This is a genomic window from Bradyrhizobium sp. CB1717, assembly GCF_029714325.1.
Taxonomy (GTDB): domain Bacteria; phylum Pseudomonadota; class Alphaproteobacteria; order Rhizobiales; family Xanthobacteraceae; genus Bradyrhizobium.
Genome location: NZ_CP121666.1, coordinates 7,074,313 through 7,091,073, shown reverse-complemented (window position 1 = coordinate 7,091,073; position 16,761 = coordinate 7,074,313). Strand labels below are relative to the sequence as shown.

Annotated in this window: 13 protein-coding genes and 1 pseudogene; 9 read left to right on the top strand and 5 right to left on the bottom strand. The window is 65.4% G+C overall.

Going from position 1 to position 16,761, the window contains the following annotated elements; genetic code table 11:
• Positions 1-64 precede the first annotated feature (64 nt).
• From QA649_RS43000 to QA649_RS33100, 3 genes and pseudogenes are all read left to right on the top strand, one after another.
• Positions 65-493 (top strand): annotated as a pseudogene (locus QA649_RS43000) (TRAP transporter small permease); the annotation flags it as partial.
• A 267-nt stretch (positions 494-760) separates the two neighbouring features.
• The gene (locus QA649_RS42995; protein ID WP_349254084.1) at positions 761-2,041 is read left to right on the top strand and encodes a TRAP transporter large permease subunit; all 1,281 of its coding nucleotides are present in this window, start codon (positions 761-763) and stop codon (positions 2,039-2,041) included.
• A 178-nt stretch (positions 2,042-2,219) separates the two neighbouring features.
• On the top strand, positions 2,220-4,148 hold the full coding sequence (locus QA649_RS33100) for an alkyl sulfatase dimerization domain-containing protein (protein WP_283020890.1): 1,929 nt from the start codon (positions 2,220-2,222) through the stop codon (positions 4,146-4,148).
• A 177-nt stretch (positions 4,149-4,325) separates the two neighbouring features.
• Here the strand turns inward: QA649_RS33100 and QA649_RS33095 are convergent, their stop codons facing one another.
• Positions 4,326-5,396, bottom strand: a complete 1,071-nt coding sequence (locus tag QA649_RS33095; RefSeq protein WP_283020889.1) for a glycosyltransferase family 4 protein — start codon at positions 5,394-5,396, stop codon at positions 4,326-4,328.
• A gap of 274 nt (positions 5,397-5,670) precedes the next feature.
• On the opposite strand from QA649_RS33095, the gene QA649_RS33090 reads away from it, so the two are divergent.
• From QA649_RS33090 to QA649_RS33075, 4 genes are read left to right on the top strand one after another with little or no spacing between them, the layout of a single operon-like run.
• The gene (locus QA649_RS33090; RefSeq protein WP_283020888.1) at positions 5,671-7,434 is read left to right on the top strand and encodes an ABC transporter ATP-binding protein; all 1,764 of its coding nucleotides are present in this window, start codon (positions 5,671-5,673) and stop codon (positions 7,432-7,434) included.
• Positions 7,435-7,490: 56 nt separating this feature from the next.
• On the top strand, positions 7,491-9,695 hold the full coding sequence (locus tag QA649_RS33085) for an amylo-alpha-1,6-glucosidase (protein WP_283020887.1): 2,205 nt from the start codon (positions 7,491-7,493) through the stop codon (positions 9,693-9,695).
• Between the two features lie 23 nt (positions 9,696-9,718).
• Positions 9,719-10,252 carry a PRC-barrel domain-containing protein gene (locus tag QA649_RS33080; RefSeq protein ID WP_283020886.1) on the top strand — a complete coding sequence of 178 codons (534 nt, stop codon included), beginning with the start codon at positions 9,719-9,721 and terminating at the stop codon, positions 10,250-10,252.
• A 23-nt stretch (positions 10,253-10,275) separates the two neighbouring features.
• Entirely contained in the window at positions 10,276-11,589 is a 1,314-nt protein-coding gene (locus QA649_RS33075) for an MFS transporter (RefSeq protein WP_283020885.1), read from the top strand.
• A 39-nt stretch (positions 11,590-11,628) separates the two neighbouring features.
• On the opposite strand, the gene QA649_RS33070 is transcribed toward QA649_RS33075, so the two are convergent.
• From QA649_RS33070 to fixL, 4 genes are all read right to left on the bottom strand, one after another.
• Positions 11,629-12,327 (bottom strand): helix-turn-helix domain-containing protein, encoded by a 699-nt coding sequence (locus QA649_RS33070; RefSeq protein ID WP_283020884.1) that lies wholly within the window; start codon positions 12,325-12,327, stop codon positions 11,629-11,631.
• A gap of 103 nt (positions 12,328-12,430) precedes the next feature.
• Complete coding sequence (locus QA649_RS33065; protein ID WP_283020883.1) at positions 12,431-12,853, bottom strand: response regulator; 423 nt, start codon at positions 12,851-12,853, stop codon at positions 12,431-12,433.
• Positions 12,854-12,926: 73 nt separating this feature from the next.
• Complete coding sequence (gene fixJ, locus QA649_RS33060; protein ID WP_283020882.1) at positions 12,927-13,544, bottom strand: response regulator FixJ; 618 nt, start codon at positions 13,542-13,544, stop codon at positions 12,927-12,929.
• A gap of 3 nt (positions 13,545-13,547) precedes the next feature.
• On the bottom strand, positions 13,548-15,065 hold the full coding sequence (gene fixL / locus QA649_RS33055; protein WP_283020881.1) for a sensor protein FixL: 1,518 nt from the start codon (positions 15,063-15,065) through the stop codon (positions 13,548-13,550).
• Between the two features lie 207 nt (positions 15,066-15,272).
• Between fixL and QA649_RS33050 the strand changes: the two genes are divergently transcribed.
• Complete coding sequence (locus tag QA649_RS33050) at positions 15,273-16,106, top strand: universal stress protein (RefSeq protein WP_283020880.1); 834 nt, start codon at positions 15,273-15,275, stop codon at positions 16,104-16,106.
• A 37-nt stretch (positions 16,107-16,143) separates the two neighbouring features.
• Positions 16,144-16,569 (top strand): CBS domain-containing protein, encoded by a 426-nt coding sequence (locus tag QA649_RS33045; RefSeq protein WP_283020879.1) that lies wholly within the window; start codon positions 16,144-16,146, stop codon positions 16,567-16,569.
• Positions 16,570-16,761 lie beyond the last annotated feature (192 nt).

Here is a 16,761-nt window from a genome sequence, read left to right as displayed (position 1 = left end):
GCTGAAGTTGCTGCGTGTGCTGAATCGTTTTCTCGATCATCTCGAGGAATGGCTGATCGCGACGATGATTGCGGCCGCAACGTCGCTCATATTTGTGGCGGTGCTGCACCGCTACGGCGCCGGGCTGTCGATCGACATCGCCAAATGGGCGGAGGCCCGCAGCCTGAGCTTCATTGCCGTTCCCGCGCGCGCCGCGTTCACCTGGCTTGCCTCGCTCGACCTGTCCTGGGCGCAGGAACTCTGCATCTACATGTTCATCTGGATGGCGAAGTTCGGTGCGGCCTATGGCGTGCGGACCGGCATCCATGTCGGCGTCGACGTGCTCGTCAACATCCTTCCCGGCGGGTCGCGCCGGCGCGTCATCACCTTCGGTCTGCTGTGCGGCGCGCTGTTTACCGCCATCGTTGCCTATTTCGGCGGGGCCTTCGTCAACCAGATGTGGCAGACCGGCCAGCAGTCCAACGACCTCGAAGCGCCGATGTGGATGGTGTATCTCACCATCCCGCTCGGCTCAGGCCTGATGTGCTTCCGCTTCCTGCAGGTCGCCTGGTCGTTCTACCGCACCGGCGAGCTGCCGCATCACGACATGGCTGGCGTCGAAGGCGTCGAGCCCGACCCGGTTCATCCGGCGCCGGTCACGCGCAGCCAGGTCGCCCGCGACGAGCGCAGCCCGCTCGGCTGGATCCTGATGCTGCTGCCGGTCCTGATTGTCGCGATCTGCTTCGCGCATGCGGGCCATGTCATCACGCTGCCGCAGGGTCTGCGCGTCGCCATCGTGTTCGCACTGTTGCTCTCGTTGATGCTGACCGGCATGCCGATCTCGATCGCGCTCGGTCTCACCGTGCTCAGCTTCATGTTCACGCTGACCGACGTCCGGACGGAATCGGTGGCGCTGAAACTGTTCACCGGCATCGAGAATTTCGAGATCATGGCGATCCCGTTCTTCATCCTCGCCGGCAACTTCCTGACCCATGGCGGGGTGGCGCGCCGGATGATCAATTTTGCGACCGCGCTGGTCGGTCACTGGTACGGCGGTCTCGCTTTGTCGGGCGTGGTGGCCTGCGCGCTATTCGCGGCGATTTCCGGCTCGTCGCCGGCAACCGTCGTGGCGATCGGCTCGGTGATCCTGCCCGCCATGGTTGCGCAGGGATTTCCGAGGCGGTTCGGCGCCGGCGTGATCACGACCTCCGGCTCGCTCGGAATTCTCATTCCACCGTCGATCCCGATGGTTCTCTACGCCGTCTCCACCAACAGCTCGGTGGGAAAGCTGTTCATCGCCGGCATCGTGCCGGGGCTCGTGCTGGCCACGCTGCTCGGCGCCACGACGTTCTATCGCGCCTGGCGCAACGACTATCCGCGGATGCCGAAGGCAACACTGCTCCAGCGCTTCGATGCGTTCCGCAAGTCGGTCTGGGGCATCCTGCTGATCGTGATCGTGATCGGCGGCATCTACAGCGGCCTGTTCACACCGACCGAGGCCGCCGCCGTCAGCGCGGTCTACGCCTTCATCGTCGCGGTGTTCATCTACAAGGATCTCAAGCTGCGCGACGTGCCGCGCGTGCTGCTGTCGTCGGCGAACCTGTCGGCGATGCTGCTCTACATCATTACCAACGCCGTGCTGTTCTCGTTCCTGATGACCTACGAGAACGTCCCGCAGGCGCTGGCGCAGTGGATGATCGACCAAGGCCTCGGGTGGATCGGCTTCCTGCTCGTCGTCAACCTGCTGCTGCTGCTGGCGGGCAACGTGATGGAGCCATCCTCGATCATCCTGATCATGGCGCCGATCCTGTTTCCGGTCGCGATCAAGCTCGGCATCGATCCCATTCATTTCGGCATCCTGATGACGGTGAACATGGAGGTTGGCCTGTGCCATCCGCCTGTCGGCCTCAATCTCTACGTCGCCTCGGGCATCGCCAAGATGGGGATCACCGAGCTCACGGTCGCGGTGTGGCCGTGGCTGCTGACGATGCTCGGATTCCTGGTGGTGGTGACGTATTGGCCGGGCCTGTCGTTGTGGCTGCCGCGGCTGCTGGGGATGTAGCGGGAAGAGCACGTCGTAGCCCGGATGGAGCGCAAGCGTAATCCGGGACATTCCGCGCGAGGATCGACATCCCCGGATTGCGCTTCGCTCCATCCGGGCTACGCATCCTTCCGCCAGCGGTGGAAATCGACCGCGAGATGCGGTTAGATGCCGCGCGATAGGCCGGGAGGACAACAAAATGACAGAACCCACCAGCGAGCCGAAGGACGCAACGCCCTCCGTCATCGCGCAGCAAACGGCGATGCTGAACGCGTTGCCGTTTTCCGACACGCGGGATTTCGACGACGCCGCGCGAGGCTTCCTCGGCACCATCGACAACGCGAAGATATTGAATCCGCAAGGCCGGACGGTCTGGAACCTCGAGCCTTACGGCTTTCTCTCCGCCGAACCGGCGCCGCTCACGGTCAATCCGAGCCTGTGGCGGCAGGCGCGGCTCAACATGCATCACGGCTTGTTCGAGGTGGTGCCCGGCGTCTACCAGGTGCGCGGGCTCGACATCGCCAACATGACGCTGATCGAGGGCGACAGCGGCGTCATCGTCGTGGACACGCTGACCTCGATCGAAGGCGCGCGCGCCGCGCTCGATCTTTACTTCAGGCATCGTGGCCTGAAGCCGGTCGCGGCCGTCATCTTCACGCACACCCACACCGATCACTGGGGCGGCGCGCGCGGCGTGCTGGAGGAGGACGCGCTCGCCACCGGCAGCGTGCCGATCATCGCGCCGAACCTGTTCATGGAGCATGCGGTCTCCGAGAACATCATCGCGGGACCGGCGATGCTGCGCCGGGCGCAGTATCAGTTCGGCCCGTTCCTCGCCAAGGGAACACGGGGGCAGGTCGACAACGGGCTCGGCAAGTCGATGGCGGCAGGCGGCGTTGCGCTGCTGCGCCCGACCGATCTGATCATGGCGACCGGCGACAAGCGCGTGATCGACGGCGTCGAATTCGAATTCCAGATGGCGCCGAACAGCGAAGCGCCGGCGGAGATGCATTTCTTCATCCCGCGCTACAAGCTCTTGAACTTGGCTGAGAACTGCACCCACAATTTCCACAATTTGCTGCCGTTCCGCGGTGCCGACGTGCGCGATGCGCTGGCGTGGTCGAAATATCTGGGCGAGGCCTTGCAGCTGTGGGACGGCAAGGCGGAGGCGATGTGCGGCCAGCATCACTGGCCGGTGTGGGGACGCGAGCGCATCGGCACGATGATCCGCCAGCAGCGCGATCTCTACAAATTCGCGCATGACCAGACCATTCGGCTGATGAACCATGGCCTCAACGCCGCCGAGATCGCCGAGACGATCCAGCTGCCGAAGAGCCTCGAGGGCGCCTGGCATGGCCGCGGTTATTACGGCCACATCCGGCACAATGTGAAGGCGATCTACCAGAAGTATCTCGGCTGGTACGACGCCAATCCGGTCAATCTCGATCCGCTGCCGCCGGTGGAGTCGGGCAGGAAGTACGTCGAGTATATGGGCGGCGCGGACGCCATCCTCACGCGGGCGCGCGCGGATTTTGACAAGGGCGAATTCCGCTTCGTGGCGCAGGCACTCGGCCATCTCGTCTTCGCCGAACCCGACAATGCGGCGGCGCGTCACCTGCTGGCCGATACGCTGGAGCAGCTCGGCTATGCCGCCGAGAGCTCGACCTGGCGTAACGCCTATCTGTTCGGCGCCCAGGAATTACGCCAGGGCATGCCGAAGACCCCGCCGCGCCCGCCGATGCCGCGCGAGACGCTGGCGGCGCTACGCACCTCGCAGCTCTGGGACGTGCTCGGCATCCGCCTCAACGGGCCCAAGGCGGACGGAAAGCACATCGTGCTGAACTGGAATTTTTCCGACACCGGTGAGACCTTCGTGCTCAACCTGGAGAATTCGGCGCTGACCTACACCGAGGGCGTGCAGGCGGAGGGCGCGGATGCCAGCTTCACGCTGGCGCGCGCGACGCTGGCCGAGGTGATCGCGAAGCTGACGAGCTTTCCGGAGGCGGTGGCGGCCGGCAAGGTCAAGCTGTCGGGCAATCCGATGAAGCTCGCCGAGCTGATGGGCCTGATGGACGAGTTTCCGAGGATGTTCGAGATCGTGGAGCCGAAGCGGGTGGTGGTGGGGTAGCCATCGCCGCTGCGTCACACTCCGTCATTGCGAGCGCAGCGAAGCAATCCAGGATCTTTCCGCGGGGGCGCCTGGATTGCTTCGCTGCGCTCGCAATCACGAATTAATAGAGGAGGGCGCAACATACTGGGTGTCGTCCCGGCCTTCGCCGGGACGACGACGGAGATTGTTGCCGCCTTACTCCGCGCTGCTGACCAGCTTGATCCGCGGCGCTTGCTCCTCGGTCAGGCTGCGATAGGCGGCGAGATAGTCCAGCGCCATCCGCCGCGCCGTGAAGCGCGTCTCGAACTGCTTGCGGATGGCGGCGCGGTCCAGTTGCGGGATCCGTTTGACCACGCCCGCGGCGCTGATGACGTCCTCGACCACGAAGCCGGTCAGGCCCTCGTCGATGATCTCAGGCACCGAGCCGCGGTTGAAGGCGATCACCGGCGTTCCGCAGGCCATGGCTTCGATCATCACGAGGCCGAACGGCTCCGGCCAGTCGATCGGCAGCAGAAGTGCAAGCGCGCCGCTCAGGAAGTCGGACTTCTCGTGATCGTTGATCTCGCCGATGAACTCCACCAGCGGATTGTTCTCGATCATCGGCTTGATCAATTCGTCATAGTAATCCTGGTCGGCGCGATCGACCTTGGCCGCGATCTTCAGCGGGATGCCGCAATGGGTCGCGATCTTGATGGCGCGGTCGACGCCCTTCTCCGGCGCGATGCGGCCGAGCACGGCGAGGTATTCCTGCTTCACCGGTTTCGGCGTCAGCAGGTTCTCGGGCAGGCCGTGGTGGATCGTCGTCACCCAATTCGCCTGCGGCACCGGCCGCCGCTGCGCGTTCGAGATCGAGATCACAGGCATCTTCGAGAAGGTGGTGAAGACAGGCTGGTGCTCCGGCAAGTCGAGCCGGCCGTGCAGCGTGGTCACGAACGGCGTCGGCTGGCGGTAGAACAACGACCACGGATAGTAATCGAGATGGAAGTGGAGGAAGTCGAACTCCTCGTCGTCACATTTCTGCCGCACGCGCTCCAGGAGCACCATATGCAGTGCGTTGGGATCTCGTACGGAACCGTCGAGGCGCAGCGCCCGCGGCCACAATGCATCGAGCTTTGCAGATGTCTGCGAGTCGCCACTGGCGAACAGCGTCACGTCATGCCCCAGGGCCACCAACTCTTCCGTCAACCAATGCACCACCCGCTCAGTGCCGCCATACAGCTTGGGTGGAACAGCCTCCGTCAACGGAGCTACCTGCGCGATGCGCATCTCACCATCTCCTCTGCGATCATGAATGTTGAAACCCCCACCTATGCGGCACTGGCAATGCCAGCCAAGGGAACGTTCCCGCACTTGCGAAGTTCCTTCTCCCTAACGTTACTTATTCGACACGTTGGGGAATGGTCGCGATGCTGCCATCACATCTTCGCAGATCGTCCGCATCCGCATGTCGTGATCACTGAACCCGGGAACCGGGACAAGCGGTCGATGTTCACGTCGATCAGTACAAATTGAAAAGCCAGTCACGACGGGGCGATAGCATATGGATCAACTTTCTGGATACGCACGCAGGCCATTTGCCTTTGTCTTGCGCTATCTCAGGCGTCGCCTCGCATCACATCTGGTGATCCTGACCGCGGTCGTGGGCGCCGTTGCCTGCTCCGTGGGCACGCAGTACGGCGTCAAATCCCTGGTCGACAGTTTGTCAGCGGGAACTTCTCATGGTGGCAGCGTATGGCTGGCATTCATTCTGCTCATGTCACTGATCGCCGCCGACAACTTCCTGTGGCGGATCGCGAGCTGGACGGCCAGCTTCACCTTCGTTCGCGTCACCGGCGATCTCAGGCGTGACATCTTTCGCCATCTGACCGGGCACGCGCCGAGCTACTTCTCCGATCGCATGCCCGGCATGCTGACGAGCCGTATCACCGCGACCTCGAATGCGGTGTTCACGGTCGAGAACATGTTCGTCTGGAATGTCCTGCCGCCGTGCATTGCCACAATTGCGGCAATCATGCTGATTGGAACCGTCAGTCCCTACATGGCGCTGGGCCTGATCGTGATCGCCGGCGGCATGGTGATCGCGATGTTCCATCTGGCTGCAGCCGGCAAGCCGCTGCACGACGACTTCGCCGACAAGGCCGCTGTCGTCGACGGCGAGATGATCGACGTCATCAGCAACATGCCGCTGGTCCGCGCCTTCTGCGGCATCAGCCATGAGCACGAGCGCTTCGATGCGACCGTCAATCGCGAGCTCACCGCGCGCGGCCGCAGCCTGCGCTATCTCGAGAAGCTGCGGCTGACCCATGCCGGCGTGACCGTTCTCCTGACGGTGGCGCTGATGGCCTGGGCCATCACGCTCTGGCAGCAGGGCGAGGCCACCACCGGCGACGTCGTCCTGGTCTGCACGCTCGGCCTCTCCATCCTCAATGCGACGCGCGATCTGGCGGTGGCGCTGGTCGACGTCACCCAGCACGTCGCCCGCCTGACCGAGGCGATTGCGACCCTTCTCGTGCCGCACGAATTGCGCGACCATCCCGAGGCCGAACCCCTGGTCAAGAGCGGCGCCGCGATCGCGTACAACAACGTCACCTTCGGCTATCCCGGGGCTGAGAAGATCTTCGAGCGCTTCAGCCTGCGGCTGCAACCCGGCCAGCGCGTCGGTCTGGTCGGCCACTCCGGCGGCGGCAAGTCGACGCTATTTACCCTGCTTCAGCGCTTCTACGATGTCGACGAGGGCAGCGTCACCATCGACGGTCAGGATATCTCCAAGGTGACCCAGCTGAGCCTGCGCGAGGCGATCTCGGTGGTGCCGCAGGATATTTCCTTGTTTCATCGCTCGATTCGCGAGAATATCCGCTATGGGCGGCCGAACGCGACCGACGACGAGGTGCTGCGCGCAGCGATCGCGGCGCGCTGCGACTTCGTCGAGAGCCTGCCTGAGGGCCTCGACACCATGGTCGGCGACCGCGGTGTCAAGATGTCCGGCGGCCAGCGCCAGCGCATTGCCATCGCGCGCGCCTTCCTGAAGGACGCGCCGATCCTGCTGCTCGACGAGGCGACCGCGGCTCTCGACAGCGAATCCGAGGAGGCGATCCGCGAGGCGCTGACACGCCTGATGCGCGGCCGCACCGTGGTTGCGATCGCGCATCGCCTGGCGACGCTGCGCAATTTCGATCGCGTGGTGGTGCTCAAGGCCGGCAAGATCATCGAGGACGGCGCGCCCGACCGGCTGATGCAGGGCCACGGCCCCTACCGTGAGCTGGTGACGCAGGAGATGAGCCGGCTGGCGAAAGTCGCCGCGTAAGCCCGACGGTGCATTCGCGTTGGTTGCGTCTCGAAACAAGCGCAGGGGAGCCGCTTATGGCAGCCGAAGTCATCACCAAGTTCGTCTCTGTGGCGCGGACCGTGGAGCAGGTCGTCGAGCAGCCCTTCTATATCCCGATGACGGGGCCGTCGGCGCGCCCGCGACGCTCGCTCAAGCACGATGACACCTTCATCGTGCTCGACAGTCATGGCGACATCGGCGCATCGGCCGGCGGGCCGGACGGGCTGTTTCACCACGATACGCGCTATCTCGCGCGGCTGGAGCTCGTGCTCGACGATCTCCAGCCCCTGCTGCTCGGCTCCAACCTGCGCGACGACAATTCGGCGCTGACCGTCGATCTCACCAACCCCGACATCTACCGCGAGGGCAGCCTCGTGCTGCAAAAGGACCTGCTGCACATCGTGCGCACGGTGTTCCTGTGGCGCGGCACGGCCTATCAGCGCATCGGCGTGCAGAACCACGGCGACCGGCCTGCCTGCTTCGAGCTGACGCTGCTGTTCGACAACGACTTCGCCGATTTGTTCGAGGTTCGCGGCGAGCGGCGGCCGCGCCGCGGGACCGGTACCAGCCGGCTGCTCGGGCCGACCGACGTGCTGTTCGAATATCGCGGTCTCGACGATCGCGAGCGCACCACCGGCCTGCATTTCGATCCGCGTCCGACGCGGCTCTCGGTCAATGCCGCCACCTGGCAGCTCGAGCTGGATCCGCACCAGTCGAAATCGCTGTTCGTGGCCGCGTTGTGCAACCGGCCGGTCACCGAGAAGCCGGCGCGCTTCTTCAGGGGCCTGCTCGCACACCGCCGCGAGATGCGGCAGTCGACGATGGGCGCGGCCAGTATCGAGACCTCCAACAACATCTTCAACGAGGTGCTGTGCCAGGCCATGGCCGACCTCAACATGCTGATGACGGAGACGCCGCAGGGACGCTATCCCTATGCCGGCATTCCCTGGTACTCGACGACCTTCGGGCGCGACGGACTGATCACCGCGCTGCAGATGCTGTGGATCGATCCGCGGATCGCCAAGGGCGTGCTGAGGCGGCTCTCGCATTTCCAGGCCAAGGCGATCGATCCACTGGCCGATGCCGCGCCCGGAAAGATCCTGCACGAGATGCGCGGCGGCGAGATGGCGGCACTGCGCGAGGTGCCGTTCGCGCAATATTACGGCAGCGTCGATTCGACCGCGCTGTTCGTGCTGCTGGCCGGAAGCTATTTCGAGCGCACCGGTGACGAGAAGACCTTGATCGAGCTGTGGCCCGCGATCGAGGCGGGGCTCGCCTGGATCGACGGTCCCGGCGATCCCGACCACGACGGCTTCGTCGAATATCAGCGCGCGACGGAGAAGGGGCTCGCCAACCAGGGCTGGAAGGATTCCTATGACGCGATCTTCCATGCCGACGGCCAGCTCGCGGAAGGCAATATCGCGCTCGCGGAGGTCCAGGGCTACGTCTATATGGCAAAGCAGCTGGCGGCGCGCTGTGCGCTGCGCCTCGGCAAGCCGGACCTCGTGCGCAAGTTCGAGGCCGAGGCCAAGGCACTGGCCGAGCGCTTCGAACAGGCGTTCTGGTGCGAGGAGCTCGGCACCTACGCCCTGGCCCTCGACGGCAAGAAGCGGCCCTGCAAGGTGCGGACCTCCAATGCCGGGCAGGTGCTGTTCAGCGGCATGATCCGGGAGGACCGCGCCCGTCTCGTCGCCGCCGACCTGATGCGGCCGCATTTCTTCTCGGGCTGGGGCATCCGCACCGTCGCCGTCGGCGAGGTGCGCTACAACCCGATGTCCTATCACGACGGATCGATCTGGCCGCACGACAACGCGCTGATCGCGCTTGGGCTCGCGCGCTACGGCCTCAAGCATTCGGTGGCGCATGTCTTCAAGGGGCTGTTCGACGCCGCCACCTATATGGACCTGCGCCGGCTGCCCGAATTGTTCTGCGGCTTCCGGCGCGAGAAGCGGCGCGGCCCGACGCTCTATCCGGTCGCCTGCGCGCCGCAGGCCTGGGCCAGCGCGACGCCGTTCACGCTGCTGGAGGCGGCGCTCGGCATCGAGTTTGACGTGGCGCGCGGCGAGATTCGCCTGCGCAATCCGCATCTGCCCGCGTTCCTGAACGAGGTCATCCTGCGCGATCTGCGCCTCGGCGATTCCAGCGTGGACTTGCGCGTCAGCCGCCACGGCGACGACGTGGCGCTGGAGGTGTTGCGCACGCGCGGCCAGATCCAGGTCTCGATCGTGCTGGCGCGCTAGCGGCGCGCCGTGAGGAGGGTGTTATGCGTGCGATCGGAGCGCTAACCCGAGCGCTAACCTTGGGCGTGGCGGTCGTCGCGGGCGTGGCGGTCGCCGCCACGCGCGCCGCCGACGGACCGCCCGCGGGACAGACTGAAGCAAACGCGCCGCCGACGGCACAGCCGCCGGCTTCGACCGTTCCCGTCACGCCGAAGGACGCCGCGCCGCCGCCGTCGGTGACCATCATCGGCGCGAGCGATGCACATGGCGTGCTCGGCCGCGATGTGCGCAGCGCCGCCGACGAGGACATGGGCCGCATCGTCGATGTCATCGTCGACCGGGACGGGCACGTGCGCGCGGCGGTGATCGATTTCGGCGGGTTCCTCGGCGTCGGCAGCCGCAAGATCGTGGTGGACTGGAACGCGATGCGGTTCGGCAAGATTGCCAACAAGAAGGACAGCATCACGCTGGAACTGACCAAGGCGCAGGTCGCGGCCGCGCCGGAATACAAGGAAGACACGCCGATGGTCGTGCTCGGCGCGTCCGGCAGCCTTCAACCGCTGCAAGCGATCCAGTGAGGTGCCGGGAGGGCTGACCGCCTGTGCTGTTGTCCAGGAAGCCGAACCATGCAGATCGCGATGGCCACGTTGAACGGGACAACGTCGCCGCGCTGCCGCCTGCGGGCATTCCGGCGCCGTCGCGTCAGAGCCTGCGCGGCCTCGACTGGTTCATCTTCTTCCTCGCCGACGTGCAGACCGGCTTCGGTCCCTTCATCGCGGTCTACCTGACGACGCAGAAATGGACCCAGGTCGAGATCGGCCTCGTGCTGTCGATCGGCGGCATCGTCGCCCTGATCGGACAGATGCCGGGCGGCGCGATCATCGATGCGGCGAAGTCCGAACGGCTGGTCGCTGCGCTCGCGATCGCGACCATCGGCGCCTGCGCGCTCGCCTATGCCGCGATGCCGGTCTTCGCCGTGGTGGTGACGGCCGCCACCCTGCATGCGATGGCGAGCTGCGTGCTGGGGCCGGCGATCGCGGCGATCAGCCTCGGCCTGGTCGGCCCGCTCGCGATCGGCGAGCGGCTCGGCCGAAACGCGCGGTTCGCCTCGCTCGGCAACGGCGTCGCCGCCGCCGTGATGGGCACGGCCGGATATCTCTTGTCGAGCCGCTCGGTGTTCCTCGTCACCTTCCTGCTCGCGATCCCGACCCTGATCGCGTTGTCGCGGATCCGCGAGGAGGAGGTCGACATCAGGCGCTGTCACGGCGAGATGCCGCCGGAAGCCGCCGACCGCGGCGACACCAATGTCTGGCATTTGATCCGGCAGCGTCCGCTCATCGTCTTCGCGCTCAGCGTGCTGCTGTTGCAGCTCGCGAACGCTGCGATGATGCCGCTGATGGCGAGCGCGGTGACGGCGCGGTCGAGCCAGTGGGCGACGGTGCTGGTCGCGGCCTGCATCATCGTGCCGCAGGCGATCGTGGCGCTGCTGTCGCCGACCGTCGGGCGCAAGGCGCAAGTCTGGGGCCGCCGGCCGCTGCTGTTGATCGGATTCGGTGCGTTGACGATTCGCGGTCTGTTGTTCGCGACCGTGCGCGATCCCTATCTGCTGGTCGCGGTGCAGGTGTTCGACGGCATCACGGCGGCGGTGTTCGCGGTGATGATTCCGCTGATCGTCGCCGACGTCGCCTTCGGCAGCGGTCATTTCAACCTGGCGCAGGGCATCGTCGGCACCGCGACCGGCATCGGCGCGTCGCTGAGCACGGCGCTCGGCGGCTATGTCAGCGACAAGTTCGGCAACGCCACCGCCTTCATCGGGCTGTCCGGCGTTGCCGCGACGGGGCTGCTGCTGATCCTGCTCGTCATGCCGGAGACCCGGCGCACCGGCATGGCCGCGACGAAAGAAATGGCCGGCTGAAGAATTTCAGCCGGCCAAAGTAGGCAGGGAGGAAGAATGTCAGGCGTCGAGATTGTGCAGGCGCTGGCGGTTGCGCAGCACGATCTGGCGGGCGCCGGAGAAGCCGAGAATGCCCTGGGTGTGCAGCTGGGACAGCGCACGCGAAACGGTTTCGAGCGTGAGGCCGAGATAGTCGCCGATGTCGCGGCGGCACATCGGCAGCGCCATCATGCCGGCAACCGCGAGGCGGCGGTCCATTTCGAGCAAGAAGGTCGCAACGCGCTCCATCGCGGTCTTGCGGCCGAGCAGCAGCATGTGATCTTCGGCGTGACGCAGCTCGGAGGCCGTCATGGCCCAGAGCTTGCGGGCGACCTGAACGTCGGTGCCGGCGGCCTTCTCGAGGCTGGCGCGCTTCACGAGACGCACATTGGTGTCGATGATGGCCTCGGCGGCGAGGCGGTGGGTGGCGCCGGATTCGAGGCCGAACACGTCGCCGGGAAGATGGAAGGCGCCGATCTGGCGGCGACCGTCTGAGAGGAGCTTGTAGCTGCGCACCGCGCCCGACACGACCTGGTAGACATATTCGGCCGGCTCGTCCTCGCCATAGATCTCCTCGTCCTTGCGATAGGAGAACTCGGTGGCGACGAGGCCGACATGGCCGGTGACCGCGCCGAACTGGTCGGAAACGGGGTGGGCAGGGGCAATCTTGCCACCGATCTGGGTGTTGATCGCCTGGGGCTTGAGTGTCTGGGTCAGCATCTGCGCCATCTCCGTTGTGATGGAACATCGCTACCCCCGTTTGCGCAATCCGGAAATTTCGCGCGTTATCTTAAGGACGTTTACCTACGTAGAATCCCGTAGGTCAATTACCGCGGCGGTCCTGGATGGCGTGGCGGATGCACTTGACCAGGTTTTCATCGAGAAGCGGCTTCAAAACCACGTCCTTGACGCCCACTGCAGCCGCCCGGGTCGAGATGTTCTCGTCCGGATAGCCCGTGATCAGGATCACGGGCGTGTCGCTGTCGGATTCGCGCAGGCGGCCGGCGAGGTCGATCCCGTTGATATCGGGCATCTTGTAGTCGATCACATAGCAGTCCGCGCCCGGAGCGCCGGCGGTATTGAGCAGCGCCGTCGCATTCTTGAAGGTCCGCACGGCGAAGCCGTCGGTTTCCAGCAGGAAGCGCAGGGAGCCCAGCACGGCGGCATCGTCGTCGACCACGTAGACGGTGGGCTTTGCCGATGACGCCATCGGGACACGCTGAGGGTGCGAGCCAATCTCGATCATTCTGACTGGCTAGCACAGGTGGCCACAACCGCCTTGACCTGCCTCAAGCCGATTTGCCTCAAGCCGGTTCGGCTCAATCGTTGAGCATGCCGGCGCGCATCGCGAGGCGAACCAGCTCCGAGAGAGAGTTGGCCTGCATCTTGGTCATGACGTTGGCCCGGTACACTTCAATGGTGCGCGGGCTGATATCGTATTCGCGGGCGATCAGCTTGTTGGAAAGACCTGCGATCAGTCCCTCCATCACCTGACGCTCCCGGGGACTCAAGGATGCGACCCGGGCCGCGATGTCCTGCGCGACGGCCTCGTTCTTGGCGGCCGGCTCGGCCTGGCGTATCGCCGTCTCGATCATGGTGGTGAGACGATCGTCCTCGAACGGTTTCTCCAGGAAGTCGACTGCCCCGAGCTTCATCGCCTCGACCGCGAGCGGCACGTCGCCGTGACCGGTCATGATCAGGATCGGAAACGGGCTCTGCTGCGCCTTCATGCGCTTCAGGAGCTCGATGCCGTCGAGGCCCGGCATGCGCACGTCGGAGACGACGCAGCCGAAGGCAAGGCCGGGCAGGGCGTCGATGAAGCTCTGCGCGTTGTCGAACAGCGTGACGCCGAAGCCGGAGGAATCCAGCAGAAAGTTCAGCGAGTCCCGCATCGCGTCGTCGTCATCGATGACGTAGACATGTCCCTTGGTCGTCATGCATCAATTCTCGTCGGCTGCCGGGAGGGTGAAGCGGAATGTCGCCCCGCCCGATGCGTTGCTCTCGGCCCACATGCGTCCGCCGTGAGCCTCGATGATCGAGCGGCTGATCGACAGTCCCACGCCCATGCCGGTGTCCTTGGTGGTGAAGAAAGTCTGGAACAGGTTTGGAATGACGTCGTCCTGGAAGCCGGAGCCGGTGTCGGACACCTCGATCTCGATCATGTCGTCGGCGACAGGCGTGTTGGTGACGACGAGCTCGCGCCGCGGCGACTGCGCCATGGCCTCCAGCGCGTTGCGGAACAAATTGACCAGCACCTGCTGGACCTGCACCCGGTCGGCGAGGACGAGGTCGGCTTCCGGATCGAGGCTGAAGCGAAGCTGCACATTCTGCTCGCGCGCGCCGGCGAGCCCGAGCGCGCCGGCCTCCTCGATCAGCTTGGACAGGCTCTCGACCCGCTTCTCCGATTCGCCGCGGGCGACGAAGTCGCGCAGGCGCCGGATGATCTGGCCGGCGCGCAGCGCCTGCTCGGCAGCACGGTCCAGCGCGCTCTCGACCTTCGGTGTGTTGGGATCGACGCTGCCCGCGAGCAGCCGCCGCGAGCCCTTCATATAGTTGCTGATCGCTGCCAGCGGCTGGTTGAGCTCGTGCGCGAGCGCGGACGCCATCTCGCCCATGGCGCTCAGCCTGGAGACGTGGACCAGCTCGGATTGCAGCTCCTGGAGCCGCGCCTGGGTCTGCTGGTGCTCGGTCAGATCGCGGACGAAGCCGGTGAAATAAGGCTCGCCGCCGGACTGCATCTCGCCGATCGACAGGTGCATCGGGAAGGTGGTGCCGTCGCGGCGCTTGCCGGTCACGATGCGGCCGATGCCGATGATGTGCGGATCGCTGGTAGTGCGGTAGCGCGCAATGTAGCTGTCATGCCGGGAGCGGTCGGGCTCCGGCATCAGGATGCTGACATTCTGGCCGATCGCCTCATGCTCGGACCAGCCGAACAGGCGCTCGGCCGCCGTGCTGAACAGCTGGATGATGCCGTGGCCGTCGATGACGATCATGGCGTCGGGGATGGTGTGGAGGATGGAGCGAAGGTGGGTCTCGCGGGTCCGCAGCGCACTCTCGACCTGCTTCTCCTGGTCGATATCGAGGAAGATGCCGCTGAGATGGCGGGCCAAGCCGGCTTCGTCCCGAATGACGCCGGCGCGGGCGCGAATCCACTGTCCTCCGTTGGAGGCGCCTGCGACCTTGAAGGACACGTCGAAGCCCCCGCCGCGTTCGCTGATGTGCTCGATCGCGCTTTCCACGCGGTCGCGATCCCGGGGCTCGAGCCGCGACAGGAAGAGGTCGTAGCTCGGCGGCTGGTCCTGCGCGATACCAAGCAGGGTCCTGGCGGTGTCCGACCAGTCCAGTTCCCGCGTTGCGAGGTCGAGATCCCAGGTGCCGACGCCGAATCCCTCGATCCGGACCCGGAAATGCTCGCCGCGACCATCGTCCGGCGGATGCGTTACGCGGGTCGGCGACAATCGATGGCTCCCATTCTGGTGCGGCGGGCAGGTGCCGCGAGACATGAGGGCAATTTCGCCCATGGGCCGGCCGGAGGCAAGTTCGGATGTCTGATTCCATTGCGGGATTTCCCGCAAGCTGGCACCCGGCAATTTGATCTACCTCATACTGCCTTGCAGCGGCGAGGCTAGATTTCGCGCCAGTTCACAGCCGTGCGGAGAATCCCGATGACATACGCGACCGTGATGGTCAGCCTGGCGCTCGATCAATCCAACGAGGCGCGTCTTCAGGTTGCGGGCGAGCTCGCCGAGCGATTCGAATCGGCCATCGTGGGGGTTGCCGCGGCGCAGTTTGCGCCGCCGCTCTATTTCACCGACGGCGCCGAGGCCCAGGGGCTGATCGAGGAGGGCGAAGCTTCCGTCAAGCGCCGCCTGGCCGGTCTCGAGGCGCAATTCCGCGCCGCGACGAAGAATCGTGGCCGGCCTGCGGAGTGGCGCAGCGCCCTGGATTTTCCGGCGCGCTTCGTGCCGGCGCAGGCGCGCTGCGCCGACATCGTCGTCAGCGGTGGGCAGAGCCGGGCCTTCTCGGACGCCTTCGCGCTGGCAAGCCCCACGGATCTCGTGATGCAGGCCGGACGTCCGCTTCTCGTCGTGCCCGACCGGGTCAACTGGCTCGATCTGCGCAGCGTGCTGGTGGCGTGGAAGGATACGCCGGAGGCGCGGCGGGCGGTGGCCGACGCGCTGCCGATGCTGCGCAAGGCGAGGGACGTCATCATCGTCGAAATTCCGGAGCAGGGCGACGACCGTTCGCGCGTGATGGCCGGCGTCACCGACGTCGCCGCCTGGCTCGCCCGTCACGGTGTCACCGCGGCCGCGCGCGCCTCGGAGGCCGCGCGGAACGAACCCGCCGCCGTGCAATTGGAGAAGGTCGCCGGCGACGTCGGAGCCGGCCTGATCGTGGCGGGCGCCTACGGGCATTCGAGGTTCCGTGAGCTGGTCCTGGGCGGCGTCACCCGGTATCTGGTCACGCAATCCACGCGTTGCGTGCTGCTGTCGCACTGACGGCCGGTCGGCCATAGCGAGTTGAGGAGGACGCGCCGTGTACAGATTTCTCGAGCAGACCGCCAGTGGCTACATGACGCGCAACGTCAAGACGGTGCAGCGCGACCGCAACATGCTCGAGCTCAGCGAGATGTTCGAGCGCGACGATTTCAACTCCTATCCGGTCGAGGACGACGGACAGGTGGTCGGCATCGTCACCAAGTTCGACATCCTGAAGTGCTTCGCCTTCACCCCAAACCAGATGCTGCCGCGCTATCATGACCTGATGAGCCGCAAGATCGGCGACGTCATGACGCCGGAGTTCATCTATGTCAGCCCCGACACGCGTCTGACGCGCGTGCTCCAGATCATGGTCGAGCACCGCATCCGGAGCATCATCGTGCTCGACAGTGCGCAGAAGCTGGTCGGTATCATCGCCCGCGAGGACGTCATCAAGGCGCTCAAGGCCACGGCGGGGGATTGACGCGACCAAATCGGAATCGGATCCGTGATTTCACGGAGGTTGTCTATTTTTCTTCCCTTCTCCCCTTGCGGGAGAAGGTGGCGCGAAGCGCCGGATGAGGGGTCTGTCTCCCCACAGGCATTGTTCAATGCCGAACCAACCCCTCACCCGAGCGAGCCTGCCGCGCCATCTCGCCGCCCTCTCCCGCAAGGG

What these genes read in the sequence shown, in the direction of transcription:
- QA649_RS33100 (WP_283020890.1), top strand. Translation starts at nt 2,220, where the DNA reads ATGACAGAACCCACCAGCGAGCCGAAGGACGCAACGCCCTCCGTCATC.
- QA649_RS33095 (WP_283020889.1), bottom strand. Translation starts at nt 5,396, where the DNA reads ATGCGCATCGCGCAGGTAGCTCCGTTGACGGAGGCTGTTCCACCCAAG.
- QA649_RS33090 (WP_283020888.1), top strand. Translation starts at nt 5,671, where the DNA reads ATGGATCAACTTTCTGGATACGCACGCAGGCCATTTGCCTTTGTCTTG.
- QA649_RS33085 (WP_283020887.1), top strand. Translation starts at nt 7,491, where the DNA reads ATGGCAGCCGAAGTCATCACCAAGTTCGTCTCTGTGGCGCGGACCGTG.
- QA649_RS33080 (WP_283020886.1), top strand. Translation starts at nt 9,719, where the DNA reads ATGCGTGCGATCGGAGCGCTAACCCGAGCGCTAACCTTGGGCGTGGCG.
- QA649_RS33070 (WP_283020884.1), bottom strand. Translation starts at nt 12,327, where the DNA reads ATGCTGACCCAGACACTCAAGCCCCAGGCGATCAACACCCAGATCGGT.
- QA649_RS33065 (WP_283020883.1), bottom strand. Translation starts at nt 12,853, where the DNA reads ATGATCGAGATTGGCTCGCACCCTCAGCGTGTCCCGATGGCGTCATCG.
- fixJ (WP_283020882.1), bottom strand. Translation starts at nt 13,544, where the DNA reads ATGACGACCAAGGGACATGTCTACGTCATCGATGACGACGACGCGATG.
- QA649_RS33050 (WP_283020880.1), top strand. Translation starts at nt 15,273, where the DNA reads ATGACATACGCGACCGTGATGGTCAGCCTGGCGCTCGATCAATCCAAC.